The 25,289-nt window shown below is 50.4% G+C and carries 26 protein-coding genes and 1 tRNA gene; 17 read left to right on the plus strand and 10 right to left on the minus strand.

Annotated elements, in window-relative coordinates; genetic code table 11:
* Positions 1-32: 32 nt before the first annotated feature.
* Positions 33-122: a hypothetical protein gene (locus ACQE3Z_RS14205; RefSeq protein WP_237172438.1), complete on the minus strand. Its 90-nt coding sequence runs from the start codon at positions 120-122 to the stop codon at positions 33-35.
* Between the two features lie 144 nt (positions 123-266).
* On the opposite strand from ACQE3Z_RS14205, the gene ACQE3Z_RS14210 reads away from it, so the two are divergent.
* Positions 267-1,175, plus strand: a complete 909-nt coding sequence (locus tag ACQE3Z_RS14210) for a DMT family transporter (RefSeq protein WP_426974375.1) — start codon at positions 267-269, stop codon at positions 1,173-1,175.
* Between the two features lie 3 nt (positions 1,176-1,178).
* Here ACQE3Z_RS14210 and rutG read toward each other — a convergent pair whose 3' ends face one another.
* Genes rutG through rutA form a run of 6 tightly spaced genes read right to left on the minus strand, consistent with a single transcriptional unit; the run spans position 1,179 to position 6,176 of the window.
* Positions 1,179-2,510, minus strand: a complete 1,332-nt coding sequence (gene rutG / locus ACQE3Z_RS14215; protein WP_426974274.1) for a pyrimidine utilization transport protein G — start codon at positions 2,508-2,510, stop codon at positions 1,179-1,181.
* A gap of 44 nt (positions 2,511-2,554) precedes the next feature.
* Positions 2,555-3,079 (minus strand): NADH-dependent FMN reductase RutF, encoded by a 525-nt coding sequence (gene rutF, locus ACQE3Z_RS14220; protein ID WP_426974275.1) that lies wholly within the window; start codon positions 3,077-3,079, stop codon positions 2,555-2,557.
* A 25-nt stretch (positions 3,080-3,104) separates the two neighbouring features.
* Positions 3,105-3,932: a pyrimidine utilization protein D gene (gene rutD, locus ACQE3Z_RS14225; RefSeq protein ID WP_426974276.1), complete on the minus strand. Its 828-nt coding sequence runs from the start codon at positions 3,930-3,932 to the stop codon at positions 3,105-3,107.
* Between the two features lie 7 nt (positions 3,933-3,939).
* A complete protein-coding gene (rutC, locus tag ACQE3Z_RS14230) occupies positions 3,940-4,326 on the minus strand; it encodes a pyrimidine utilization protein C (protein ID WP_426974277.1) in 387 nt (128 codons plus the stop codon).
* 27 nt (positions 4,327-4,353) lie between these two features.
* The gene (rutB, locus tag ACQE3Z_RS14235; protein WP_426974278.1) at positions 4,354-5,085 is read right to left on the minus strand and encodes a pyrimidine utilization protein B; all 732 of its coding nucleotides are present in this window, start codon (positions 5,083-5,085) and stop codon (positions 4,354-4,356) included.
* Positions 5,085-6,176 (minus strand): pyrimidine utilization protein A, encoded by a 1,092-nt coding sequence (rutA, locus tag ACQE3Z_RS14240; protein ID WP_426974279.1) that lies wholly within the window; start codon positions 6,174-6,176, stop codon positions 5,085-5,087. Before rutA ends, rutB begins: the two co-directional genes overlap by 1 nt.
* Before the next feature lie 320 nt (positions 6,177-6,496).
* Between rutA and rutR the strand changes: the two genes are divergently transcribed.
* On the plus strand, positions 6,497-7,132 hold the full coding sequence (rutR, locus tag ACQE3Z_RS14245; protein ID WP_426974280.1) for an HTH-type transcriptional regulator RutR: 636 nt from the start codon (positions 6,497-6,499) through the stop codon (positions 7,130-7,132).
* Positions 7,133-7,212: 80 nt separating this feature from the next.
* The gene (locus ACQE3Z_RS14250; protein ID WP_426974281.1) at positions 7,213-8,178 is read left to right on the plus strand and encodes a metal-dependent hydrolase; all 966 of its coding nucleotides are present in this window, start codon (positions 7,213-7,215) and stop codon (positions 8,176-8,178) included.
* 79 nt (positions 8,179-8,257) lie between these two features.
* Here the strand turns inward: ACQE3Z_RS14250 and cycA are convergent, their stop codons facing one another.
* Positions 8,258-9,658 carry a D-serine/D-alanine/glycine transporter gene (cycA, locus tag ACQE3Z_RS14255; protein WP_426974282.1) on the minus strand — a complete coding sequence of 467 codons (1,401 nt, stop codon included), beginning with the start codon at positions 9,656-9,658 and terminating at the stop codon, positions 8,258-8,260.
* Positions 9,659-9,953: 295 nt separating this feature from the next.
* Between cycA and ACQE3Z_RS14260 the strand changes: the two genes are divergently transcribed.
* The 3 genes from ACQE3Z_RS14260 to ACQE3Z_RS14270 all read left to right on the plus strand — a co-directional run bounded on the left by ACQE3Z_RS14260 (position 9,954) and on the right by ACQE3Z_RS14270 (position 12,734).
* Positions 9,954-10,652, plus strand: a complete 699-nt coding sequence (locus ACQE3Z_RS14260) for an extensin family protein (RefSeq protein WP_426974283.1) — start codon at positions 9,954-9,956, stop codon at positions 10,650-10,652.
* A 615-nt stretch (positions 10,653-11,267) separates the two neighbouring features.
* On the plus strand, positions 11,268-11,990 hold the full coding sequence (gene sdiA / locus ACQE3Z_RS14265; RefSeq protein ID WP_426974284.1) for a transcriptional regulator SdiA: 723 nt from the start codon (positions 11,268-11,270) through the stop codon (positions 11,988-11,990).
* 129 nt (positions 11,991-12,119) lie between these two features.
* Positions 12,120-12,734 carry an acyl-homoserine-lactone synthase gene (locus ACQE3Z_RS14270; protein WP_426974376.1) on the plus strand — a complete coding sequence of 205 codons (615 nt, stop codon included), beginning with the start codon at positions 12,120-12,122 and terminating at the stop codon, positions 12,732-12,734.
* Here ACQE3Z_RS14270 and ACQE3Z_RS14275 read toward each other — a convergent pair.
* The gene (locus tag ACQE3Z_RS14275; RefSeq protein WP_250652315.1) at positions 12,731-13,066 is read right to left on the minus strand and encodes a GlpM family protein; all 336 of its coding nucleotides are present in this window, start codon (positions 13,064-13,066) and stop codon (positions 12,731-12,733) included. The two genes, ACQE3Z_RS14270 and ACQE3Z_RS14275, sit on opposite strands and share 4 nt — an antisense overlap.
* Positions 13,067-13,133: 67 nt before the next feature.
* Complete coding sequence (locus ACQE3Z_RS14280) at positions 13,134-13,358, minus strand: DUF2594 family protein (RefSeq protein WP_085072161.1); 225 nt, start codon at positions 13,356-13,358, stop codon at positions 13,134-13,136.
* 478 nt (positions 13,359-13,836) lie between these two features.
* On the opposite strand from ACQE3Z_RS14280, the gene uvrY reads away from it, so the two are divergent.
* The 11 genes from uvrY (at position 13,837) to ACQE3Z_RS14335 (ending at position 25,241) form a co-directional block, all read left to right on the plus strand.
* On the plus strand, positions 13,837-14,496 hold the full coding sequence (gene uvrY / locus ACQE3Z_RS14285; RefSeq protein WP_426974285.1) for a UvrY/SirA/GacA family response regulator transcription factor: 660 nt from the start codon (positions 13,837-13,839) through the stop codon (positions 14,494-14,496).
* Positions 14,489-16,321 (plus strand): excinuclease ABC subunit UvrC, encoded by a 1,833-nt coding sequence (uvrC, locus tag ACQE3Z_RS14290; protein ID WP_426974286.1) that lies wholly within the window; start codon positions 14,489-14,491, stop codon positions 16,319-16,321. The genes uvrY and uvrC overlap by 8 nt, the downstream gene beginning before the upstream one ends.
* A gap of 71 nt (positions 16,322-16,392) precedes the next feature.
* Positions 16,393-16,941: a CDP-diacylglycerol--glycerol-3-phosphate 3-phosphatidyltransferase gene (gene pgsA / locus ACQE3Z_RS14295; protein WP_250652316.1), complete on the plus strand. Its 549-nt coding sequence runs from the start codon at positions 16,393-16,395 to the stop codon at positions 16,939-16,941.
* Positions 16,942-17,085: 144 nt separating this feature from the next.
* A tRNA-Gly gene (locus ACQE3Z_RS14300) sits at positions 17,086-17,161 on the plus strand.
* 503 nt (positions 17,162-17,664) lie between these two features.
* Positions 17,665-20,331, plus strand: coding sequence for a filamentous hemagglutinin N-terminal domain-containing protein (locus ACQE3Z_RS14305; RefSeq protein WP_426974287.1), 2,667 nt, complete (start codon positions 17,665-17,667; stop codon positions 20,329-20,331).
* Positions 20,332-20,387: 56 nt separating this feature from the next.
* Entirely contained in the window at positions 20,388-22,031 is a 1,644-nt protein-coding gene (locus ACQE3Z_RS14310) for a ShlB/FhaC/HecB family hemolysin secretion/activation protein (protein ID WP_426974288.1), read from the plus strand.
* Entirely contained in the window at positions 22,031-22,426 is a 396-nt protein-coding gene (gene acpS, locus ACQE3Z_RS14315) for a holo-ACP synthase (RefSeq protein WP_426974377.1), read from the plus strand. Before ACQE3Z_RS14310 ends, acpS begins: the two co-directional genes overlap by 1 nt.
* 17 nt (positions 22,427-22,443) lie before the next feature.
* Complete coding sequence (locus ACQE3Z_RS14320) at positions 22,444-23,199, plus strand: SDR family oxidoreductase (protein ID WP_426974289.1); 756 nt, start codon at positions 22,444-22,446, stop codon at positions 23,197-23,199.
* A 3-nt stretch (positions 23,200-23,202) separates the two neighbouring features.
* Complete coding sequence (locus ACQE3Z_RS14325; RefSeq protein WP_426974290.1) at positions 23,203-23,751, plus strand: 3-hydroxyacyl-ACP dehydratase FabZ family protein; 549 nt, start codon at positions 23,203-23,205, stop codon at positions 23,749-23,751.
* A gap of 20 nt (positions 23,752-23,771) precedes the next feature.
* The gene (locus ACQE3Z_RS14330; RefSeq protein WP_426974291.1) at positions 23,772-24,065 is read left to right on the plus strand and encodes an acyl carrier protein; all 294 of its coding nucleotides are present in this window, start codon (positions 23,772-23,774) and stop codon (positions 24,063-24,065) included.
* A gap of 24 nt (positions 24,066-24,089) precedes the next feature.
* On the plus strand, positions 24,090-25,241 hold the full coding sequence (locus tag ACQE3Z_RS14335) for an aminomethyltransferase family protein (protein ID WP_426974292.1): 1,152 nt from the start codon (positions 24,090-24,092) through the stop codon (positions 25,239-25,241).
* Positions 25,242-25,289 lie beyond the last annotated feature (48 nt).

Here is a 25,289-nt window from a genome sequence, read left to right on the forward strand (position 1 = left end):
TTTCGATCTCTACGGCGGTCAGCCGGGCGCGTTTATTTTTTCGGGTTAGCAGGCTTTTTATCACCTGATTCCGGCGCCTGTTTTGGATCGTCTTTACTCTGCTGGGATTGTTTCTGTGACATAACGTTCTCCTGTAGCAATGAAAGATAACTTCAGTAACAGAGTATAGAAGAACTCCACAAGCTTGCCTGGAAGCCGTTAGCACCATTGACCCGATGTGGTGAGACAAGCACACTGGCAGCCTTCGTTGTAAGGAATGGATAAATATCTTGGGCCGGTTATCTCGCTACAAATGGACGCTTACGCTGCAGGAAGGCATCCTGATTTTTATTACCATGATCTGGGGCGGCACCTTTATGGTGGTGCATCATGCGATGACCATGAGCGGCCCTTTCTTTTTCGTCGGCGTGCGTTTCGCCACCGCAACGCTGCTCCTGCTGCTCTTTTCATGGCGCACGCTGGGCGGCTTTACGCGGCATGAACTGCTGGCGGGGTTCTGGATCGGCATCGCGATTGGTTGCGGCTATGGCTTACAAACCTGGGGCATGCAAACCATCTCTGGCAGTCAGTCTGCCTTTATTACCGCGTTATATGTGCCGCTGGTGCCGCTACTACAGTGGGTTTTTCTGGGCAAAATGCCTGGCCTGATGGCGTGGTGTGGTGTAGCGCTGGCTTTTATCGGACTGCTACTGGTGGCGGGACCAGAGAGCGGTGGCTTGACGCTGAATCGAGGCGAAATCGCGACGTTGCTTAGTACGCTGGCGATTGCGGCGGAAATTATTCTGATCGGTGCCAGCGCAGGCAAAGTCGATATTCGCCGCGTCACCATTGTGCAACTGGGCGTGGCGTCTCTGTTTTCTTTTTTGATGATGCAGCCCAACGGTGAAAGCGTGCCTGCTATGTCAACCTGGCTTTGGGGCAGTGCGCTGGGACTGGGACTCGCCAGCGCGCTGATTCAGGTAACGATGAACTGGGCACAGCGCAGCGTTTCACCCACGCGAGCCACGGTTATCTATGCCGGCGAGCCGGTATGGGCGGGCGTAGTGGGGCGTATTGCTGGCGAACGGCTGCCCGGCACGGCGCTGCTGGGCGGCGCATTAATTGTGCTGGGAGTGCTGGTGAGTGAATGTAAACTGAAAAGGCGGGCAAAAAGCCAACCCGCCGTGGAAGAGTAGAAGCTAACGATTCTGCCGCAGGATCTCCGCCTCGCTAAAGGACGAACTGCGGCGATAACGCAGGATGGCATGCAGCATAATTGCCCCGAAGGTGGCGGTGCCGATTCCGCCGAGCGTAAAGGCACCGATTTTCAGCGAGAAGTCGCCTGCGCCCAGCACCAGCGTAACCGCAACCATAATCAAATTGCCGTTCTTGCTCAGATCAACCTGATTCTGCAGCCAAATGCGCGCGCCCGCTACGGCGATCAGACCGAACACCACGATTGAGGCTCCGCCAATGACCGGCGCGGGAAGGGTATGGATCAGCGCGCCAAATTTTGGTGAGAAGCCAAGGAACAAGGCAATTAACGCCGCGGCCACAAAAGCCAGCGTGGAGTAAACGCGCGTAACCGCCATCACGCCGATGTTTTCTGCATAGGTGGTGACGCCGCTACCGCCAACGCTGCCGGAAAGCAGGGTTGCCAGCCCGTCGCCGATGAAGGCGCGTCCGATATAGGGGTCGAGGTTACGTCCGGTCATGCTCGCCACTGCTTTGATATGCCCAAGATTTTCCGCCACCAAAATAACCGCCACCGGCGCGATCATGGTGATAGCTGACACTGAAAAAACCGGCGCGGTAAGCTGCGGAAAACCAAACCATGGCGCGCTGGCAATCGGATTAAAATCAACCGGCTTGCCGAGACCAAACCCGTTGGTCAACAACGCATAGAGCGCCCAGGCAATAATAAGCCCTGCCAGGATCAGCAGACGCTGTACCATGCCACGGGTAAACACCGCTACCGTGCCGATACAGAGAATGGTCAGCACCGCCATCCAGCTGTCAAATACCGACGCGGAGACGCTGCGCACCGCTACAGGCGCCAGATTCAGCCCGATCGCCATCACCACCGCGCCGGTGACCACCGGCGGCATAAGCCGTTCAATCCAGCGCGTGCCCGCTTTGACCACCACCATGCCAATCAAGGTATAAAGCAGACCGCAGGCGATAATGCCTCCCAGCGCGACGCCTAAATGCGGATTAAGGCCCTGCCCGTTAAAGCCGGTAACGGCAATCACTACGCCAACAAAGGCGGCGCTGGAGCCGAGGTAGCTAGGCACTCGCCCGCCGGTCACCAGAAAAAACAGCAGAGTGCCAATGCCGGACATCATGATGGCGAGATTGGGGTCCAGCCCCATGAGGAGCGGCATTAACACGGTTGCGCCAAACATTGCCACCGCATGTTGCAGGCCGAGGATCACTGTCTGCCCCAGTGGCAGCGTCTCATCCGGGGCGATAACGCCATCTTCGCTTATCGCCGTTTTTTTATGCCATTGAGGAAACCAGGAATGCGCCATTATTTTCTCCTGCAGGGGAAAAGGGATGAGCCGCCGCAGCGGGGTTAACGGGCTTCCTGCCGTAACAGATGGTGATAGCCGCGATCGAAATAGATCAAGCCGGCGCCATGTTGATTACAAACCAGCGCCTGCGCTTCGCAAAACAGGATATCGTGCGTACCGACGCTAATCGTCTGGCTGATGCGGCAGTCGAAAGAGGCCACGGCCCCGTTCAGTATCGGTGCGCCAGTGAGCAGCGTGGACCATTCTGCGGCAATAAAACGCTCCGCCATCGGCGTTTTACCGCCGAACAGGTTCGACAGCGCCTCATGTTCCGCCGCAAGGATATTTACGCACAGCACCTGGTTTTGCATAAACGAGGGCCATACCGAGGCGGAGCGGTTCAGGCAAACCAGCAGCGTCGGCGGCGAATCCGTGACGCTGCAAACGGCCGATGCGGTAAAACCGGCGCGGCCACCGGGCCCATCCGTAGTGATGATATTGACGGCAGCACCGAGGCGTGCCATCGCGTTACGAAAGTCCTGTTTCTCCACGGCGGAAAGCGCAGGGGATAAAGCGGTATGCGACATGATCACTCCTTATGTGGTAAGCGGTTTAGCTGCGCAGCGTTTCTGGCAGCGCATCGGATGTGGGTTGCATGGTGTCAGGCGTAGCCTCAAGCCATGCCAGCAGCAGCGCGTTGAAGGCCGGGCTATCGGTCACGCTCATCGCATGTCCGCCCCAGTTCATTTGCCGGAACGTGGCGTTGGGCAGCGCCTCGCACAGCTGCTGTGAGCAGATCCAGGGCACCAGCAGGTCATCGCGGCTGCACAGCGCCAGCACTGGTTGGGTGATGGCGGCGGCAAACGAACGAAAGTCGGCGCTCATCAGCGCATGCAGGCGCAGCAGCAGGTTTTCCATGCCCTGAAAATGGGCGCAGTGCAGCGCATCTTCCGCCTCAATACGTGCCTGATGGGCGGAAAGCCAGTCGGCAGGATAGAGAAACAGCGGCTGCGCCCGCACCCAGGCTTCAACGCCTGCGTTAAGCAACAGATCCTGACGAACACGAAAACAGCGGCGCGTATGTGCATCAAGGCTAAGCCAGCCGTTCACTACCACAATGCGTTTGACGCGTGTGGGATAGTCCAGCGCCAGCTGTAGCCCAATCAGGCCACCCAGCGCATGTCCCAACAGATCGAAACGCTCAATGCCTGCCAGCCGCAAACTTTCCGCCAGCTCGGCGGCCATATCCTGCAGGCTGTAGCCTTCAGGCAGCCGGTCAGCATTGCGGCCGGTGCCGCGCTGGTCGTAACTCACGACCCGATAGCGTCCACGTAGCGCGTTTAACTGCGGTAGCCAAAAGCTGCCCAGCCCGCCTAAGCCAGCCGCAAGTACCAGCACCGGTGCGTAGTCTCCGCGCAGGCCCGTAATATCCAGATGCATTGGCGCCTCACTTAGCGATATGCGCAGTGGAGGCGATTTCTACCAGCGCCTCTGGTTTTACCAGCCCGCACTGAATACAGAAACGGGCCGGTTTATCGCCCGGAAAGTATTCGGCATACGCCTGATTTATGGTGGCGTAGTGGCTCCAGTCGGTAAGGAAAATCGCATTAAAGGTCACATCTTCCAGGGTGCCGCCTGCCGTTTCGATCACGCTTTTAATGGTTTCCAGGACGTGACGCGTCTGCGCGGCGGGATCGCCCACATGAACCACATTGTTTTCGCGATCGAAGGGCAGCGTACCTGAGACATACACCACGCCGTCCGCCAGCGTGCCGGGCACAAAAGGGGCGATAGGGGTTCCACTGCCGGGTGGAATAATCACATGTTTAGGCATGACGATAGCTCCTGTGGGTGCAATGGTTCAGGCCGGGCGCTTAAGCGCTGGTTCAGCCAGCGTGGCGCAAAAGGTATTCACATCGGAAACCCAGCCGAAAAAAGTCTCAATGTTAAAAATCGCTGCCTGTTGGGCAAAAGCTGGGCCTGCCTGATAAGTCGCGTCTTCCAGAACGATGCCGAAATATTCCAGGAAAAAGCCGTCGCGCAGCGTCGATTCCACACAAACATTGGTGGCGATGCCGGTGAAAACCAGGTGGCGGATGTTGCGACTGCGCAGCATGCCGTCAAGCGGGGTGTGGTAAAAGCCGCTATAGCGCGGCTTGGGCAGCACAATATCGCCCGGCTGCGGCTGAAGACGATCCACCAGCGCATAGTCCCACCCGCCTTTGGCCAGCAGTTTGCCCTGTAGCTGCGGCTGTTTGCGCATGGTTTTTAATGCGTTGGATTTATGGTAATTAGGCGAGCCGGCATCCCCGGCTTCAACGTACTGCGGGTCCCAGCCATTCTGAAACCAGATAATCTGAATGCCGGCGGCGCGCGCGGCCTGTACGGCGACGGCAATATTTTCAATTACCGACTGGGTGGCGGAAACGTCAAAGCCCGCCAGGTCAAGGTAGCCGCCAGGCGTGGCGTAGGCATTCTGCATATCCACCACAATCAGCGCCGTTTGCGCTGGCGGGAGAGCAATGTTTTCAGGACGGGCGGGCAGCGTAACGGTCGCCTGCTGGCTGACGCTGCTACAAATAACCGTGTTCATCAGGCTACCTCCTGCGCTGCGGCGATAACGTGTGTCCGGCAGGCTAACAACGGCTGAATATGCTCGCCAAAGGCCTCAATGCCCTGCAGAAAATCATCAAAGGTCAACAACACGCCCTGCGTCCCCTCAACGGCAGCGACCTCATCCAGCATACGCGCAACGCTGGCATACGAACCCACCAGCGTGCCCATATTGATATTCACTGCGGAGGTGGGGTCGGCCATCTGGCGCACGTTGGTATCGCTGCCGGAACGCTTGTCCTGCTGGCTTTGAGTGGTAAGCCAGGCCAGGGCTTCCTCATCCGCGCCCGCCTTATAGTGTTCCCATTTTGCGCGCGCCGCCTCGTCCGTTTCATCGGCGATAATCATAAACAGCACAAACGAACCGACGTCGCGCCCGGCGGTCTCTGCAGCGGCTTTCATGCGGGCTGCCGTTGGCGCAAAGGCGGCCGGGGTATTAACCCCTTTGCCAAAGCAGAAGTTATAGTCGGCGTGCTGGGCGGAAAAGGCCATTCCGGCGTCGCTTTGACCGGCGCAGATCACCTTCATCGCTTTTTGCGGGCGAGGACTCAGGCGACAGTCATTCATGGTAAAAAATTCGCCTTTCAAATCGGATTTGCCGCTGCCCCAGAGGTCACGTAACACCGTAACGTATTCGGTCAGATAGTCGTAACGGCGCGAGAAATAGTCATCGCCCGGCCACAGTCCCATCTGTTCATACTCTGGCTTCTGCCAACCGGTAACCAGGTTAACGCCAAAACGTCCCTCCGCAACCGAGTCGATAGTTGCGGCCATGCGCGCCACAATAGCGGGCGGCAGAGTGAGAGTGGCAGCGGTGGCATAGATTTCGATGCGCGTGGTCACAGCGGCCAGCGCCGCCATCAGGGTGAAGGACTCCAGGTTATGATCCCAGAACTCAGTTTTACCGCCAAAACCGCGCAGTTTGATCATTGATAAAGCAAAATCGAAATGGTAATGCTCCGCTTTCTGCACAATCGCTTTGTTCAGCGCAAAGGTCGGCATGTACTGCGGCGCATGACTGGAAATCAGCCAGCCGTTATTACCTACCGGGATAAAAACGCCAATTTTCATATGAAGCCCTCGTGGAAGTGGTTTAACCAACGTGCGCTGCGGGGCTTCCTGCCTTTCCTGTTCCGGCGGCGCGTAAGGCAACTAAAGCAAGAGGTGTGCCATATTTTTAACTAATTGATATGAAACTGGAATTAACAAGTGCAGCAACGGAAGCAGCCAGGCGATGCGCTAAAACAGACCATTTGGTCAAAACCTGCTGCACAGAAATCAGGCAAGGCACTATCCGCTATCAGCAGGTAATGAGAGCGGTTAATTACTTCTTAACTGAACCGACCAACTGCTAAGATGCAGCGCGGGCATTGTTCAGAAAAAGGATCAGGGTGAAAGTGGTAAATAAGGCACCAACACGCCGTTCACAGGCGGCAGCGGCAAAGCGTTCAGCCATTCTTAACGCGGCGCTGGAATACTTCTCGCAGTTTGGTATGCATGGCACCCGCCTCGATAAAGTGGCCGAGCGCGCCGGTATATCAAAAACCAATCTGCTTTACTATTTTCCCTCTAAAGAAGCGCTCTATATCGCGGTACTGAAAGAGATCCTTGATGTCTGGTTAGCGCCGCTGCGTGCGCTGCGTGAAGATCACGAGCCGCTGGCAGCGATTCGCCACTATATCCAGCTGAAAATGGAGGTATCGCGCGATCATCCCCAGGCTTCGCGACTGTTCTGTCTGGAAATGCTTCAGGGCGCGCCGCTGCTGAAAGCCGAGCTTGAGAGCGACCTTAAAGCGTTGATAGATGAAAAATCGCAGGTGATTGAAAACTGGGTGGCGCAAAAGCGGCTGGCGCCGGTAGAGCCGCAGCATTTGGTGTTTATGCTGTGGGCCACCACACAACACTACGCAGATTTTGCCGTTCAGGTAGAGGCGATAACCGGTCAGACGCTGAATGACGAAGAGTTTTTTAACCAGGCGGTGCGCAACGTGCAGCATATGGTGATTGAAGGCATTCGCGTGCGCTGAGAGGTGATTAAAAAACTTTACCTTCAGCGAAACGGAATTACGCCAGGCTTATAGCGTTAGGTTGCAACCCAGGAGCAAGCATGGATTCCGTTTCGCAATTGGTTTTGGGCGCCTCGGTAGGCATGGCGGTCATGGGGCGCAAAGCGCCGCTCTGGAAGTCGGCGCTGGTGGGCGGATTTTGCGGCACCTTGCCCGATCTGGATGTTTTTCTCGATCACGGTGATGCAATCCGCAATATGACTCTGCATCGCACCGAAAGCCATGCGCTGGTCTGGTTAACGTTGCTTTCACCGTTGCTGGCGTGGCTGCTTGCCGGCGTGGTCAAACAGCGCTTTCAGTGGATCCAGTGGTGGCCTGCTGTCTGGCTGGCGTTGATCACCCACCCGTTGCTCGATCTGATGACCGTATATGGCACCCAGCTGGGGCTGCCCTTTACCGATTACCCCTGGGCTATTGGCAGCATTTATATTGTCGATCCGCTGTATACGCTGTCGCTGATAATTTGCCTGATTGTTGCCCTGTGGCGTCGCGAACCGCGCTGGAGCCGCGCCGGTTTGACGCTCAGTACAGGCTATCTGTTATGGAGCATGGCGGCGCAGGGAATTGCGCTTTATCAGGTGGCTCCGCAGGTGGCGCATCAGCTGGATGTTAAGTCTCATTTACTGGTAACGCCCACCGCTTTTAATACGCTGGTATGGCGCGTAGTCGCCGTCACGCCCGAGCACTACTACGAGGGCTACTGGTCGCTGCTGGCGCCGCATCGACCGCTGCAGCTTAGCATGCACGATCGTGGCGCTGCGCTCTACCAACAGCTGAAAGGAGATGCGCATGTTGAGCGTGTCGCCTGGTTTAGCCATGGTTTTTTTGCCATGCAGCAGCGCGACGGCAAACTGTTTATCAGTGATTTGCGTATGGGCGAAGCGCCAGATTTCACCTTTACTTTTGATCTGGGCGCTCCGCAGGCGCGTAACCCTCATCCTTCACGGCTCGCTTCGTCAAGACCCTCACTAACGCAAACGTGGCGGCACTTTCGTCAGCGTCTGTAACGAAAAGGGGCGAACTTGCGTTCGCCCCTGAGCTGACAAGCTGTCAGTATCAGAACGTCACTCTGGCAGCAGGCCGGTGTTAACGCACCGCTGCCTTACGGCTACGCAGCCACCAGCCGATGCCCAGCAGAATAAACCACAGCGGCGTAACCATCAGCGCCTGGCGCGTATCTTCCTGTAGCGTCAGCAGAACAATGACAAACACGAAGAAAGCCATACATATCCAGCACATCAGCTTGCCCAGCGGCATTTTAAAGCGCGACTGCTGATGACGCTGCGGATATTTTTTACGATAGGCAAGGTAAGAGCAGAGGATGATGCTCCAGACAAACATAAAAAGAATGGCCGAAACGGTAGTGACCATGGTAAACACGGTCATGACATTCGGAATCAGGTAAATCAGCGCCACGCCAATCAGCAGACAGAGGCAGGAGAAAAGCAGACCTGCAGTCGGTACCGCGCGTGCTGAGAGACGACCAAAGGCGCGATGCGCCACACCCTGTTCTGCAAGGCCGTAGAGCATCCGGCTGGTGGAGAAAATACCGCTGTTAGCCGAGGAGGCGGCAGAGGTTAATACTACAAAGTTCACGATGCTGGCCGCCGCTGGCAGGCCAATCAACATAAACATTTCTACAAATGGACTGCGGTCGGCGACTACGTGCGTCCAGGGCGTTACCGCCATAATCACCATTAGCGCCAGCACATAAAACATAATAACGCGAATCGGAATGGCATTAATTGCACGCGGCAATACCTTATGCGGGTCGTGCGTTTCAGCTGCGGCGGTGCCTACCAGTTCAATGCCGACAAAAGCAAATACAGCAATCTGGAAACCGGCAAAGAAGCCGCTTAATCCTTTCGGGAACATACCGCCTTCATTCCAGATATTCGACAGCGAAGCCGTGCCGCCGCCCGGAGAAGGGTAATGCATCGCCACCAGGACAATGCCGGTAACAATCAACGCAACGATGGCCACGATTTTGATAATGGCAAACCAGAACTCCAGCTCGCCAAACAGCTTAACCGTAACAATGTTAAGCGCCAGAAAGGCCACAACACAAAGCAGGGCGCTCATCCAGATAGAGAAATCGGGGAACCAGAGCTGGAAATAGGAGCTGATGGCGACCACGTCGGCTATGCCGGTCACCACCCAGCAGAACCAGTAGGTCCATCCGGTAAAATAACCGGCCCACGGGCCAAGCAGGTCAGCGGCGAAATCGCTGAAAGATTTATATTCAAGATTGGAGAGCAATAGCTCGCCCATCGCGCGCATCACAAAGAACAGCATAAAACCGATGATCATATAGACAAAAATGATCGACGGTCCCGCCAGACTGATGGTTTTACCAGACCCCATAAACAGGCCGGTTCCGATAGCACCGCCAATAGCAATCAGCTGAATATGACGGTTATGAAGACTACGCCGGAGCTTATCCGGGCTTTCTGCGTTTTGCAGCGTATCTTTGGTTTGATCTGTCATGAAGTGGTTCCTGTCTGTGATGTCGTGCGGCTCTGCTGGCCGATAGTTATCAGGCTTACCGGCAGGTAAGTTGGCATAAGATAGTGTAATTAACCGATTATCAGCTAATGGTTTTTGCCAATCCTGCAGAATTTGAGGCCCGAAGTTGGCATCATTTATTTACAAACAGCGAAAAGGTACAACTTTTATGCAGTACTGCCGCAAAAAACCACAAAATGCGTAACTTTCACAGTAAAAACTGGACCACAGGCTACAATTAACAGGCAAGCGTAGCGGCTAATCGGGGGAGGGGCGGGTGAAAACCATGGCGATAGTGCTGATTATAATTCTGGCCGCGCTGGCAAGCATGCCCTGGCTACAGCGCCATCTGCCATCGCACTGGGATCCTTTTAAGCCGCTGGAGGTCACCGATGCGCCAGGGCCAATTACGCGCTACAAGCTTCAGCGCCTGCGCAATGATCCTGCGGCCTGTCTGTCGGTATTGCAGCGTGCCCGTGAGGCAGGATTCATCAGCTTTACTCAGCCTCCTGCGATGAAGGGAGCCTGCCCGCTGGAAAAGCCGATTCGGATACAGCGGTTTGCCAGGGTAACACTGAGCAGCAGCTTTTTGGCCAGCTGTCCGTTGGCGGTAAGCAGTACAATGTTTGTGATTCAGGCAAATCAAATAGCGCTAACAAGCCCGCTTAAATCGCCGTTGGGACGTATCGAGCATGTAGGAAGCTACGCCTGCCGCAATATTTATCACCGTGCGCAGGGCAGGTTGAGTGAACATGCGACCGCTGATGCATGGGATATAACGGCGTTTCGCCTGGCAAACGGTACGCGAATCAGCGTGGGAAGAGACTGGCACAGAACGGGCGAAGCGTCGGCGCTTCTGCATCGCTGGTTCGACAGCAGCTGCGCCTGGTTTGGCAACGCGCTGGGGCCAAATTATAACGCGGCGCATGACAGCCATTTCCATTTAGGGATGCGAGGCTACATGCTTTGTCGCTAACTGGCTGCTGCCTATAAAGAATTATTTGAAAAACGGACTATTTAACGCTTTTTCTATGGTATCTAATGGTATAAAGCCTTACGAAAAAGGTTAGCGGCATTTAATAGAGATCAGATAATTTTTTATAAAAGATTATTAGTGATGAATTAAGAAGAGCTTAAGTAAAAGCGGAGATTTTAGAATAATTACGGTGTTAACAATCAGCCTGTGTTATGAGTTTTGCTATAATGCTGTTTCAAAAGAATATTATTGTCGCTTTTTTCTTATGAAAAGAATTTCACATCCGTCACGATTTTTCACATCAACGTGGCTTAAATTGCAAGGGGATTGAATAGTTTTAAGAAAAATCTTATTCTTATCTTTATGCACAAAGTATTGAGTTTGCGCAAGATTGATAAATATAACTTTACTAAATTATAAGGATTCAAAGCGTGTAGCTTAAGCAATTATATCACATTTTCTTAACGTATCATAAATGCAGCGCGATCTTATCCGCAACCGCTTAAGCCAATATAATTAAAATAATTTTTCGAGAGCATTTAATTTTTTGTTACATCGGTGGCAGTTTGACTTAAACCATGGCGCGAGTAGCCTTCGCGTACCGGTGAGGCTTTAATGACGTTCGATGATTACTTCGCCTGGCGCAAGGAGGTCGAGGCACTGTTTTTTTTACTGAATAACACTGATGAGCTAACGGATATATTACAGCAGCAGGTTAAAGCGTTGGGATTGGAGCAATTTGCTTTACTTATCCGCCATCCTGTTCCCTTTACGCGCCCTAAAACGTTTCTTTTTACTACCTATCCAAAGGGTTGGGTAAAGCAATACGAAAATGAAAATTATTATGCAATCGATCCTATTCTTGATCTTTGCCAGCTGCCGGGGAAATTTATACTGTGGCAAGATGCCATATCGGAATGCACGGAATTATTCTGGCAAGAGGCAAAATCCCATGGGCTGACTTCAGGCGTTTCCTGTTCGCTTATGGCGCTTAATCGAGCGCTCGGTATATTATCTGCGTCTTCTAAAAAGGCGCTGAATATGTTGACATTACAGCCAGAACAACAATTAAGACTACAGTATCTTTTGGATCTGTCATTACAAACTTTACAGCGTTTAGACGATGTCTCAATGCGCATTTTAGATATAACCTTAAGCCAGCGTGAACTGGAAATATTAAAATGGACGGCGGAGGGCAAAACGGCTGTAGAAATTTCACTGATTCTGGCTATCTCGCCCCATACGGTAAATTTTCATCAAAAAAATTTGCAGAAACGATTCAATGCACCGAATAAAACCCAGGTAGCCAGCTATGCAGCGGCAATGGGTTTATTGTGAGCGCTAGCGCAACTACTAAATTTAGTAGTTTCATAAGGTTAACCAGTTGTCTACCCTTCGGCCTGGGTTTCAGCTGGGCTAGCGCCGTATGAATACGGCTTAAACGAGGGAGTGCGACAGGGGAATATGATGAAGATTATCCAAACCCAGCTAAAGGATATGCCATCCTCGTTATTGGCGGAATTGGGCAGTTATCGCTATAGCGTATTTGCACGCGGTGAAGGGTGGTCGATACCTTCCCGGCTCAGCACGCCGGGGCAGGAGTATGATCGCTTTGACCGTTCTGATGTCAGCTGGCTTATCGCCTGGCACGCGCGTATGGGCATTTGCGGCTGCGCGCGTTTGATGCAGTGGCAGGAACCGGGTAACGTTGAAGGCATCAGCGTCCCGTTCGATCGTAAAGAAGCAGTATGGGAAATGTCGCGTTTTTCAGCCAGACTGGATGTGGATGCTGAATTACCGCTAACCATTCTCTGGCATGCTGTGCAATTGGCAGAGCTGGCAGGCATCGATTATCTTGTCAGTGCCGCTACGCCGATGTTGGAGCAGATGTTTGAACAACATAAAGTAGGATTCGAACCGCTTACGCCGGGCTTGATTCAATCTGAAGATAACCTTTTTGCGGTTAAGATTCCGGTTAAGCAGCCCGATTTAGCGGAAAAGTATCGTGGCGCACGTCGTTTTAGCCCGGAAGAGGTTTTGCCTTCGTTGGGCGTCTCCATAAACTGGCAATCGGGACGCTAATGCCAACGTGTCCATAGGGTGATCAGTAACCATGCGGCCAGCACCCAGCATAGCACGGCGCTGGCCAACGCAACAGGTAGCCGCATTGCACCGATGAAAAACCATAACGAGAGGAGATAAAACAAGTAGGGCAGAATGGCCCACATGCCAAAAACAAGCGTGGTACGTAACGCGCTTACCCCTTTATCGGTTGCCACCAGATAATGGGCGATCAGTGCAAAAGTAGGGAACAGAGGCAACAAGCCCGCGATATAGTAATTTTTACTCTTCGCCAGTATGCCGATCGCGACCACCACCAGTGCGCCGATTAACGCTTTTAACAGCAAACCCATTGTTCACTCCACGGCAAAATCCATAACATGCGTGAATAACAGCATCAAATCAATGGGTTTGAAGTTTTTAGCGACGGTAGCCAGCTTTGATTTGGCCAATGGTATCAGCGAAAGTTTCAGCCTGCTTTGGATCGTCTAACTGAGCTATAAGCCGTTCCATATTGATAATCACTTTACCTGCATCGGCCTGCCCCATGCCTTTCAGCATCATCGTGACCATCGCCTTCAGGCAGGCAACTTCATTCGCCAACTTCTCTGCTTCATGCGAGGTGTTAAAATCGTTATAACCCATAGCTACTCCTTGATAAAATGGTACAAACATTTGAACTACTGCTCAAATCAGCGATAGCAGGAAAGTATAACATAAATTATGAGACTGTTTTCTCAGTTGAGCATGCAGGGTAAACAATAAAATGTTGTTCAGAACGCAAAGGTAAATAAAAAATCTGCACTATTTAGCCTGGATGGAAATGGTCAAAAGAGCCTTATTTCGTCACGCAAAAGTGCCCAGTGGTTTTAATTTAACTCATTGTATATAAAGAATTTTAAAATTTTAAATGATTTTCTGCTTATTTTTTAACGGATTTAACGCTTTATTATCGGTAGGGGGAAATAGTTGCGCTGCGGGTAGAATAACGGTGGGCTGAGCGAGCAATTAACCGCCCAAAAAAACGCTGAATTATGTTCAAACCTGTCACGAAAGAGAGTAACATTAAGCCGGTTAATTAAAGTGTCGCCCATAAACATCACCATTCCGGAGAAATCCTCTTTTGATCAGCATTCTTCTTGTGGATGACCACGAACTGGTACGCGCAGGGATCCGTCGCATACTGGAAGATATCAAAGGTATTCAGGTAACCGGCGAGACATGCTGCGGTGAGGATGCTGTTAAGTGGTGTCGAACCAACCAGGTTGATGTAATCCTGATGGATATGAACATGCCGGGCATCGGCGGCCTGGAGGCGACGCGCAAGATCGTACGATTTAACCCCGATGCTAAAATTATTATGTTGACTATCCATACGGAAAATCCGCTGCCGGCAAAAGTGATGCAGGCGGGCGCTTCCGGCTACCTCAGTAAAGGAGCCGCGCCGCAGGAGGTCATCAGTGCGATTCGTTCGGTTCACTCGGGCCAACGTTATATCGCCTCTGATATAGCGCAGCAGATGGCGCTGAGCCAGATTGAACCAGAAAAGGGAGAATCTCCTTTCAGCTGTTTGTCGGAACGGGAATTGCAGATTATGCTGATGATTACCAAAGGGCAGAAAGTCACAGATATTTCTGAACAGCTTAATCTGAGCCCGAAAACCGTTAACAGCTACCGCTATCGTATGTTTAGTAAACTGAATATTAATGGCGACGTAGAGTTGACGCATCTGGCCATCCGACATGGCCTGTTTAATGCGGAGTCGTTGATCAGTAGTGAGTGAAGTTTTTGATGCAAAATACTTTCTGAAAACCGTCACCAGCCAGCCGGGCGTCTACCGGATGTATGACAGTGGCGGTACGGTTATTTACGTCGGTAAAGCAAAAGATCTGAAAAAGCGCCTCAGTAGCTATTTCCGCAGCAATCTTGCCAGCCGTAAAACCGAAGCGTTAGTGGCCAATATCGATCATATTGATGTCACCGTCACCCACACTGAAACAGAAGCGCTGCTGCTTGAACATAACTACATCAAGCTTTATCAGCCGCGCTACAACGTGCTGCTGCGTGACGATAAGTCCTATCCCTATATCTTCTTAAGTGGCGATCCTCATCCCCGGCTGGCTATCCATCGCGGCGCTAAACATGCAAAGGGCGAATATTTCGGTCCATTCCCCAATGGCTATGCGGTGCGTGAAACCCTGGCGCTGCTGCAAAAAATATTCCCGGTGCGGCAGTGTGAAAACAGCGTTTATCGCAACCGCACGCGCCCCTGTCTGCAATATCAGATTGGGCGTTGTCTGGGGCCTTGCGTCGCAGGTCTGGTCAGCGAAGAGGAATATGCTCAGCAAACCGAGTATGTGCGGCTGTTTCTCGCCGGTAAAGATGACCAGGTGCTAAACATGCTGGTCAGCCGTATGGAACAGGCCAGCCAGGCGTTGCGCTTTGAAGAAGCTGCCCGTCTGCGCGATCAGATTCAGGCGGTGCGGCGGGTTACCGAAAAGCAATTTGTTTCCAATCAGGGCGATGACCTTGATGTCATTGGCGTCTCTTACGATGCCGGTATGGCTTGTCTGCATGTGCTTTTTATTCGCCAGGGCAAGGTATTAGGCAGCCGCAGCTATTTCCCAAAAATTCCCGGCGGCACCGAGCTGGCGGAAGTGGTGCAAACCTTTGTGGGTCAGTTCTATCTGCAGGGCAGCGAGTCGCGTACCTTACCGGGTGAAATCCTGCTGGATTTTAATCTGACGGAACGCGAGCTGCTGGCAGATTCTCTTAGTGAGCTGGCAGGACGCCGTATTCATATTCAGAGTAAGCCGCGTGGCGATCGCGCTCGCTATCTGAAACTGGCGCGTACCAACGCCGCGACAGCGTTGGTAACAAAACTCACCCAGCAATCAACGATCCATCAGCGGCTGGCGGCGTTAGCCGGGGTGCTTAAATTACCGCGTATCAACCGTATGGAATGCTTTGATATCAGCCATACCATGGGCGAACAAACGGTCGCCTCCTGCGTGGTTTTCGACAGTAACGGGCCGGTGCGTGCTGAATATCGCCGCTATAATATCAGCGGCATCACGCCGGGAGATGACTATGCGGCGATGAATCAGGTGCTGCGTCGACGTTACGGTAAAGAGCTGGAGCCGGAAAAGGTGCCGGACGTGATCCTGATTGACGGCGGTAAAGGGCAGCTGGGGCAGGCGAAGCAGGTTTTCTCCGAGCTGGAAGTCAGCTGGGATAAACATCATCCGCTTTTACTGGGCGTGGCCAAAGGCAGCGATCGTAAGGCCGGTCTGGAAACGCTCTTTCTGGAGCCTGAAGGCGAGGGATTCTCCTTACCGCCTGACTCACCGGCACTGCATGTTATTCAGCATATTCGCGATGATTCCCATAATCATGCGATAACCGGGCATCGCAATAAGCGGGCAAAGGTCAAAAATACCAGCTCGCTGGAAAGTATCGAAGGCGTTGGGCCCAAACGGCGTCAGCAGCTGTTAAAATATATGGGCGGCCTACAGCCATTGATGAACGCCTCGGTTGAAGAAATCGCCAAAGTGCCTGGCATTTCTCACGCCCTGGCGGAGAAAATTTTTTACTCGTTAAAACACTAACATTGAATCCCTTGTGGCAATGTAGCAACATACGGGTAAACCCTACTCATGCCAGACAGTTAGCGTACCTTATGCAATTGAATATACCGACGTGGCTCACCCTGTTTCGTGTTGTGCTGATCCCTTTTTTTGTGCTGGCATTCTATCTGCCATTTCATTGGGGGCCGATGGTTTGCGCTATCATTTTTGTGATAGCAGCGATTACTGACTGGTTTGATGGTTTTCTGGCCCGCCGCTGGAAGCAATCGACCCGCTTCGGCGCCTTTCTCGATCCGGTAGCGGATAAGGTGATGGTCGCGATGGCGTTGGTGCTGGTGGCTGAACAGTTTCACGCCTGGTGGATTACCTTGCCGGCGGCGACCATGATTGCCCGCGAAATTATTATCTCTGCATTGCGCGAGTGGATGGCGGAAATTGGTAAGCGCAGCAGCGTTGCCGTTTCCTGGATCGGTAAAGTCAAAACCACGGCCCAGATGCTGGCATTGGTTGCGCTGCTGTGGCATCCCAATCAGCTGGTTTCAGCGGTCGGCGTGGTGGCGCTCTATATTGCTGCAGTGCTGACTTTCTGGTCGATGTTTCAATATTTAAGCGCGGCGCGCAACGATCTGTTTGAACACTGATCGATATGGTGCAAAAAACAGCAAATGACTAGCGCATAAAGATAATCTGGTTGACTCAGATGTTCAGCGCAGTAGAATGCAGCGCATCGGACGGTAATAGATTTGCCGAATGAGGAAAAAATCAGTGCTTTGTTGCTGATGAATGCGGGAATAGCTCAGTTGGTAGAGCACGACCTTGCCAAGGTCGGGGTCGCGAGTTCGAGTCTCGTTTCCCGCTCCAGATTTTAAATTGTAGAAAGCATTTTCTGCAATTCTCCGAAAAGGGCCGTAAGGCCCTTTTTTCGTTACAAAACCACACACACTCACTCTTCTCTTCTTTTGGGCCGACAGCGTCTGATCCCTTTGTACTTCTGCAAAATAATACTCATTTTTAATATGATTTACGATTTACCCCTGCCAGAACAAAAGAGTATCGTTTAAACATTATTCTTATTAAAGCAACGGAGAGTCGGCAGTCTTTTTCTGGATACGCGTGCTTTATAAAAAATCCTTTTATAAGTTTTACCTGATGTGAATAGTCTGCGCCTGTTTAGCGCATATTAACAGCTGTGGTTTGATTTACTGTTAGCAAATGGAATATTGCACATCAAATTTAATGGCGGCCATTAAATTTGCGCCTGAAAGAGGTGATAAGTAACTGAAGCGGCGGACATCTGTTGTTTCATTCTATGCACCAGTTCTTTCAGCATGGAAAACAATGATAGTTATAACAGGTAAAAGAATATGAGAAATAGAAAAATCGGGCATGCGCGCGTCAAATATCATCCTGTAGCGGCATGTATTTTGCTTTCCTTAGCCAGCGTGACGCAAGCGGCTAATAACAGAAATATGACCTCTTCAGTTGTAAAGGGTGTAACGGTCATTGATATCAACAAAGCGAACGATCGCGGCATTTCACATAACCTATATGACAAATTTAATGTTGATAAAAAAGGGTTGATCTTAAACAACAGCCAGAATGCCATCAGCACCAGGCTGGCTGGAGAGATAAAAGGGAACAGCAACCTGAGCTCAGGTGCAGCGAAAGTTATTCTTAACGAGGTTATTTCTAAAAATCATAGTGCCTTACAGGGTTGGCTGGAGGTGGCAGGAAATAAAGCGCATGTCATCGTTGCTAATCCAAACGGTATCAGTTGCCAGGGATGTGGCTTTATTAACGCAGAAAAAGTTACTGTCACCACCGGCAAACCAGATATGCAGAACGGTATGCTAAAAGGATACCAGGTAAATGGCGGCAGCGTTACGCTTTCACATCTGGAAAGTGCCTCGCCAACTGAAATATTAGCGCGATCCATTGTAGTCAATGACAAACTCTATGCTGAGGAGCTGTCAATGGTAGCCGGCAACAATTATGTTGACATAAATGGCAAAATTACCGGTACGGTGAAGGCTCAGGGAAGACGGCAGGGCTATGGAATTGACGTTGCCACTATTGGCGGAATGTACGCCAATAAAATAAGCCTGATCAGCAGCGAAAAAGGCGTGGGGGTACGCAATAGCGGCATTATTGCCGGAACGGAGAATATACAAATTGATAGCAGCGGTAAACTTGTTAACAGCCATGGCCAAATAAAATCAGCTGGACTGATTAACATCAAAGCACAGCAAGGGCTGGAAAATATCACCGGAAAAATAAATAGCGAGAATACTATTCATATAGATACTAATAAAAGCATCATCAATAATAACCAGGCGGGTCATATCGCCGCCAGGAAAGATATCTATATTGACAGCGGCACTTTTAATAACGTCAATGGGAAAATATCTGCTGGCGGCACGCTGGGCGTAAACACCCATAATAAAATCATGACCAATACAGGGAAAGGCAATTCCGTGGGTATTCATGCCGGGGCCGTGGCCCTGCAAACGGGCATGCTGGATAATATCAATGGCCTGATCAAAGGCGGCTATGTCGGCGTTGGGGCGAACAGAGTTAATAATACTTCTGGCACCATCGAAGCTACAGGTGACATGGACATCAGCAGTAACGGGAATATTGAAAACCGGCAGGGCCTTCTCCGTTCTACTGTAGGGCATATCCATCTTGATGCGGTCAGGGGCAGCATCAATAACGGCAGTACGCGCACAGCAGACACTTTTAGTCAGGATTCCCAGGGTATCATCGCTGGTGAAGGCGGGATTCAGATCAAAGCCGATGTGCTGAACAGTCGCACCGGTCAAATCGCCTCAAAAGGTAATATCGCTATAACTACCACCTCTGCTGTTGACAACTTCCAGGGAAAGTTAAACAGCAGCAAAGAACTTTACATTAAAGCCGCATCTCTGCTAAATGGCCAGGCGGGGATAAGCACCTCGGGCAATATTCATATTGATCTCTCGGAAGATTTTTACAACAGTATCGGCATTATCAGTGCTGGCGAAGGCAATATCGAGCTACAGGCGAGGCGCGTTAGTAACAAAGGAGGATTGTTCGTTGGTCAGGATATGAATATCAATGCCAAAACCTCAGTGGATAACAGCGCCGCGCTAATGGTTGCTAATAAAAACATGACGATAACGGCCGCTGACATGCTGGATAACAGCAAAGCTCAGGATTTTGCTGATTTTTATGGCGTTTATTTAGCAATGCCCAACCAAAAGGGTGGTCTGATTGGCAGAGAAAGCATCACCATTAACACTGGTCGCGTAAACAATGATAGTGGCCGTATTGTTTCGGAGTTGGGTCAGTTAACCATCCAGGCCAGGGATCATATTAACAACACCTACGGCCACATCATGGCAGCTTCAGGACTTTCGTTGCTGAAAACACAGGCTATCTATAATGATTATGCCACGATAAACAGCGGCGGCAGCCTGACTGTTGATAGCGGTTTTCTCTCTAATTACAGTTCAGGCAGCATTGCTGATAATAATGCAACCGGCATCATTTCCGCCGATAAAGATTTGCAGGTTAACCTGGGCAGCACTTTTACTAACTACGGCTGGATAAATGGCAACCAGAATGCTTCCGTTACGGTGCAAGGTATCCTTTCTAACCGTAATACCCTTAGCGCCGCGCAGGATTTAAAAATCACCACAAAAAGCCGACTGTATAATTATAAAGATATGGCGGCCGGTAACCAAATCATACTCAAAAGCGAGTCTGATGTAAAAAACAGTTCGGGCAGTAATATTCAGGGAGCATCAACCACAACGATTGATATCAAAGGGGACCTGTATAATGAAGGTAACATTGTCAGCAATGATCAGTTAACCATTAGGGCAGGCAGAAACCTCTATAATTATAGTAATATATTAACGGATGGGCAGGCTGCTGTCAGCGTAAAAAATATTTCTAATAGCGGAAGCAATGCTTATCTGGGCGGCTTTGCAGGGCTGGAGCTGAAAGCGGGCGTTATTTCAAATAGCGGTAATTTTATTGGGTTGTAATTAAGGCATGCAATAAAGGCGGCAGGGTTTGCCGCTTTTATGTATTGAGTTGATTAATGAACAAGAAAGTTGTAGCCCTGTTTTTTTTCAGTTTGTGTCATTTTCCTGTTGTAGCGCAGAACAATGTGAGTCAGTTGATTAAGGAGCAGAAAAATAATGATAATACGGTTCGTCAGCAAAGCCGGATAACAAAAAAAGATATCTTTTCAACCGTTGGGAATAAAAAAACAGGTAAAATCGAGTTTCCTGATGAAACTCTCTGTTTCAGGATAAAGAAAATTATCATAAATAATGATTTTCTTGAAAAGTCAGCGGCGGGGAAACTCAAAAAAAACATTGAAGGACGCTGCCTGGGAAAGCGAGGCGTAATTAAACTGGCTCATAATATTCAGGACGGGTTTATCAATGCGGGTTATATTACTACCCGCGTTGATATTCCGCCGCAGGATTTATCCTCTGGCGTATTGACACTAAATATTCTGCCAGGAAAAATTGAAACCATAAGCGTTGAAAACCACTCTGTAGCCCGGGTTATTTTGCCCTTTGCTGAAGAAGATATTCTTAACATCAGGGACATAGAGCAGGGACTGGAGAATTTACAGCGAACGCCGGGGACAGAAGTGAAAATAAACATCGAGCCAGGGGAGCGAGATGGATACAGTCGCGTCATCATCTATAGCAACCGCCAACAAAAATGGAATTTCCGCGCCTCCGCTAATAACTGGGGTGATAAAAGTACCGGGAAAAATTTGGCCAGCGTATCAGGCTATGTCTGGAATCTGGCGCATCTGAACGATATCTTTTATCTCTCAGGCACCCGAAGCGTATCAGGAGGATATAACAGTATTAGCAGCTATTATTCTTTTCCGTTGGGTTACTGGGAGTATGAATTTTTTTACAGCTATAGCGCGTCCCATCAGAAAATCGATCTTGATACGCTGAATCCTGATTATAGCGGGAAGAATCACTATGCCAGCGTTAAAGCCTCCAGAACGATCTATCGTGACAGAGATAAGAAAGTTACTGCATTTATGGAGGTTTTAAGAAGAAAATCTGATTATCAACTGGGCGATATCACACTGACGCTGCAAAAACGTGATATGAGCAACGGCCGCCTGGGTATTAACTATAAACAGAATTATGCCGCCGCCATGCTGAACAGCACCCTGGCATATCAACGTTTTACCCGTGGGGCTGGGGGGGATCTCTCACCCGATATGGCGGCGGGCGATGTCAGCTCAAGGAGTCAGTTACTCAGCCTGGATATTAATTACCTGAAACCGTTGGAATATCGCGCTTTGCAGGGGTTTTATGAGCTAAATGTGGGGATGCAGTATACGCCCGAAGCTTTAGTATTACAGGATCAGTTCTCTATTGGTAATCGCTGGAGCGTCAGAGGGTTTGAAAACAGCACCGGACTTTACGGTGATAAGGGATTTTACCTGCAAAACACCCTTAATATTCTTACCGGTTTAAGCGGCGCTGAATATTATTGCGGTCTCGATTATGGCGAAGCGGCAATGTCTCATTCGTTTCAACAGCAGAATAAGACCCAAAGATTAATGGGCGCGACAACAGGTTTAAAAGGCAGCGTTAAATCGCTGGGCTATGATCTATCGCTCTCTGTTCCACTGCTTAGCCCAGCGCAACTGCAAACCGATAAATTCACAATAAATGTTAACTTATTTTATCAACTATGATGCACGCAGGAATTAGGCTTTTTGTTGGCACTGATATTGTTGAAGTAGAAAGAATCAGGAGAGCAATATCGGGATGGAAAATGGATTTTCTTCAACGGGTTTTTACCCCGGCGGAAATAAATAAAATCAATGCAGAAAACCCAGACTATGAAAGGGCGGCTGGTTTTTGGGCGGCAAAAGAGTCAATGGTAAAAGCGCTGGGTATCGGTTTTCGTCAAGGGATCCGTTTTCATGATATTGAGGTCGAACATAATCAATACGGTTGCCCACAAATCATACTGCATGGCTCAGCAAAAGCACTATTCAATGAAAAAGGCCGCGCACAAATCTCTTTAACGATATCGCATTGTAGAACATATGCTATTGCCGTTGTTGCTGTGGTTACACATAATTAATCTGACAGAGCGTGGATATGTATAGGTATAACGATCTTTGCAATAAGAGCGTATTGGTAACGGGAGCCAGCGGTGATATTGGGCTGGCTATCTGTATCCAGTTTCTACAGCAACAGTGCCAGGTCTATGCGCTGTATAATTCGCACGGCGATGAGCTGGCGGAATTAAAAAAGCGTCATCCTCAGGGTGAGCAGCTTCATATTCAACAATGTGATTTAGCCGATGCCGAAGCGGTAAAACAACTCTGTCTCTGGCTGGCGAACACGGCAGGCAACATTGATGTTCTGGTGAATAACGCGGGTATAGTTAAAGACAGCCTGTTTGCCGCTATGAGTTTTGAAGCATTCACTAGCGTGATAGAGACGAACCTGTTGAGCCTCTTCAGGCTGACCAAAGAGGCGCTGATGCTGCTGAGGGCCTCTGAGAAACCGGTAATTATCAACGTCGCTTCGATCGCGGCGCTGGTGCCCAGCCCTGGGCAGATTAACTATAGTGCGTCAAAAAGCGGCATTCTTGGCTTTACGCGCACGCTGGCCGCTGAAATGGCACCAAGAGGCGTTCGTGTCAATGCGGTAGCGCCAGGTATGATTGAATCCAGAATGGTTAAAAAAGTCTCGCGTACGGTTGTCAGAGAGGTAATTAATACCATTCCGCTGAAACGTCTGGGGCGCTGTGAAGAGGTCGCCAACGCGATTGTCTACTTAAGTTCCTCCGCATCAAGTTATATTGTGGGGCAGACGCTGGTTATAGATGGCGGTCTGGTGATGCGGTGATCTATGAATAAACTATTTATTCCGCCGCACATTTTTCTGGAAATGGGCAGCTGGCGGCAGCCGTTGCTAATGGTTGACCGAATCAGTAACTATCAATATGGCGAAAAAGGTTTTATTCAGGTTATCAAGCATGTCACCTATAATGAACCCTATATCCCAGGGCATTTTCCCGATAATCCCATTATGCCCGGTGCGATTATTTCTGAAATTTTTGGTCAGGCCAGCGAATATCTCTCTTTTTTGACCGATATATGCGAGATATATCAGGAACGTTACGGTATTAGTCTGCGATCGTTGCGAGATATTTGTAGCAAGATAGAAGATGACGACTTTCTTGAGGTTGTTCGGGCGCACCGTGCTCAGGTGCAGGGCGTGCTGGCCGCACAGAATATTAAATTTAAAGGTATCGCGTATCCAGGGGATACGCTTGAAGTAACCAGCCAGCTAGCCTTTTCAGATAATAACGGCTTTAAGCACTATTCCGTTTGCGCTCATATTGGAAAAAAAGAGATCAGCAAAGGAACCATAATTAACTATCGCGAAGTGAAATAATTAAAACAGGGAGTCTCATCATGGATACGATGCGAGAGAATATAGCAGAGCGCAAAGCGATCCTGCTCACCATTAAAACAGAGTTAATTCAGCGGTTGAATATTCAGCGGGAACCCGGACAGATAGATGATGACACCGCGCTGTTTGGCAACGGTCTGAAACTTGATTCGGTGGATGCCACAGAAATTTTGGTGTTGCTGGATAAAGTTTTCAATGTTCAGGTGAGCGAAGGCGACGATCCTGCTTATATGCGCACCATAAATAATCTTGCCTCTTTTATTCTTCAAAAGAACAGAGCCGCCGAGCGTCCATAACAAAAAGCGACCAGGGAAAAGACGATGAACGTGCTTCATGATGTGCATTTGGCTCACCAGGCGAAAATGGGCCAATACAATAATAAAACGCTGCCTGCTTCTTATTACGCGCCTGCCGTTGAGTATCAGGCCGTGAGAGAAAATGCGTTGTTGGTTGATTACTCACATATGTCCATTGTCAGCGTAACAGGCGAAGATGCCTGGGCACTGGTTAATTACTGCGTGTCCGCCGATGTCGCCACCCTGCGTGATGAGCAGGCACTCTATTCGCTGATACTCAATGAAGCCGGTTTTTTGCGTGGCGATGTTTATATTCTTTGCGCGGAAGAGGGCTATTATCTGTTAACAGAGAACATGACCTCCACGGAAGTGGTTGCCTGTTTACAGCAGGCGTTAGGGAAAGCTGAGGAGCTGGATATCCAGGAGACGCCGGAAATCCACGTGCTGGATGATGCCGGGTGGGGCGCGATGCTGCTGGAAGGGCCTTATGCCTGGGAAATACTGGCGGAACGGTATGGTTTTGATGTCGTCGGGCTGCCTTATCATGAATTTATGCAGACCTCAGAGGAACTGATACTTCTCCGCTGCGGTAAACATGGCGAATATGCCTATTTAATGGTGGGCGAGCAGGCCGCGCTGGCGGAGCTGTGGTTGAAACTGCTGGAAACCGGTGAGAAATTTCAGCTGAAAGCGGGCGGCCTGGATTATCAGCATATCGTCAGGGTTGAAAATCCCTGCTGGGATGTGCTGGACGCTTCACGTAATCCCGTTGAGCTGCAGCTGCAATGGGCCATTGAATACGGTAAAGAGGATTTTATCGGTAAATCGGCGGTTGAAGCGATATCGCACAATGGCGTTACGCGTAAGCTTGTCGGCATTATTCCGCTGGCTCCGGGCGCAGAAATTAGCACGAATGATAAGGTGCTGGTTGATAAAAAAGTGGTGGGTGAAATTATAAAAAGCGTTTATTCGCCCGCCCGCCACTCATTTATTGCCCTGGCGATGATCGACGCAGCCTGGGCTTACTCTGATATTCCGGGATTCATCCTGCAAACCGCGCACGGCGATATCGCAGCCATGACGCACAATCTGCCTTTCCTCTACAACCTCAGTATGCGGGTAAGCCCAACGGAACACAGTTTTATTGATGCCACGAAACCGCGCCACGCCGAATAACAGGCAAAAGAGCAGCATTAAACTTTAACGCAGGCAGGTTGGCTGGAT

Source organism: Pantoea sp. FN0307 (assembly GCF_050113815.1).
Taxonomy (GTDB): Bacteria; Pseudomonadota; Gammaproteobacteria; order Enterobacterales; family Enterobacteriaceae; genus Mixta; species Mixta alhagi.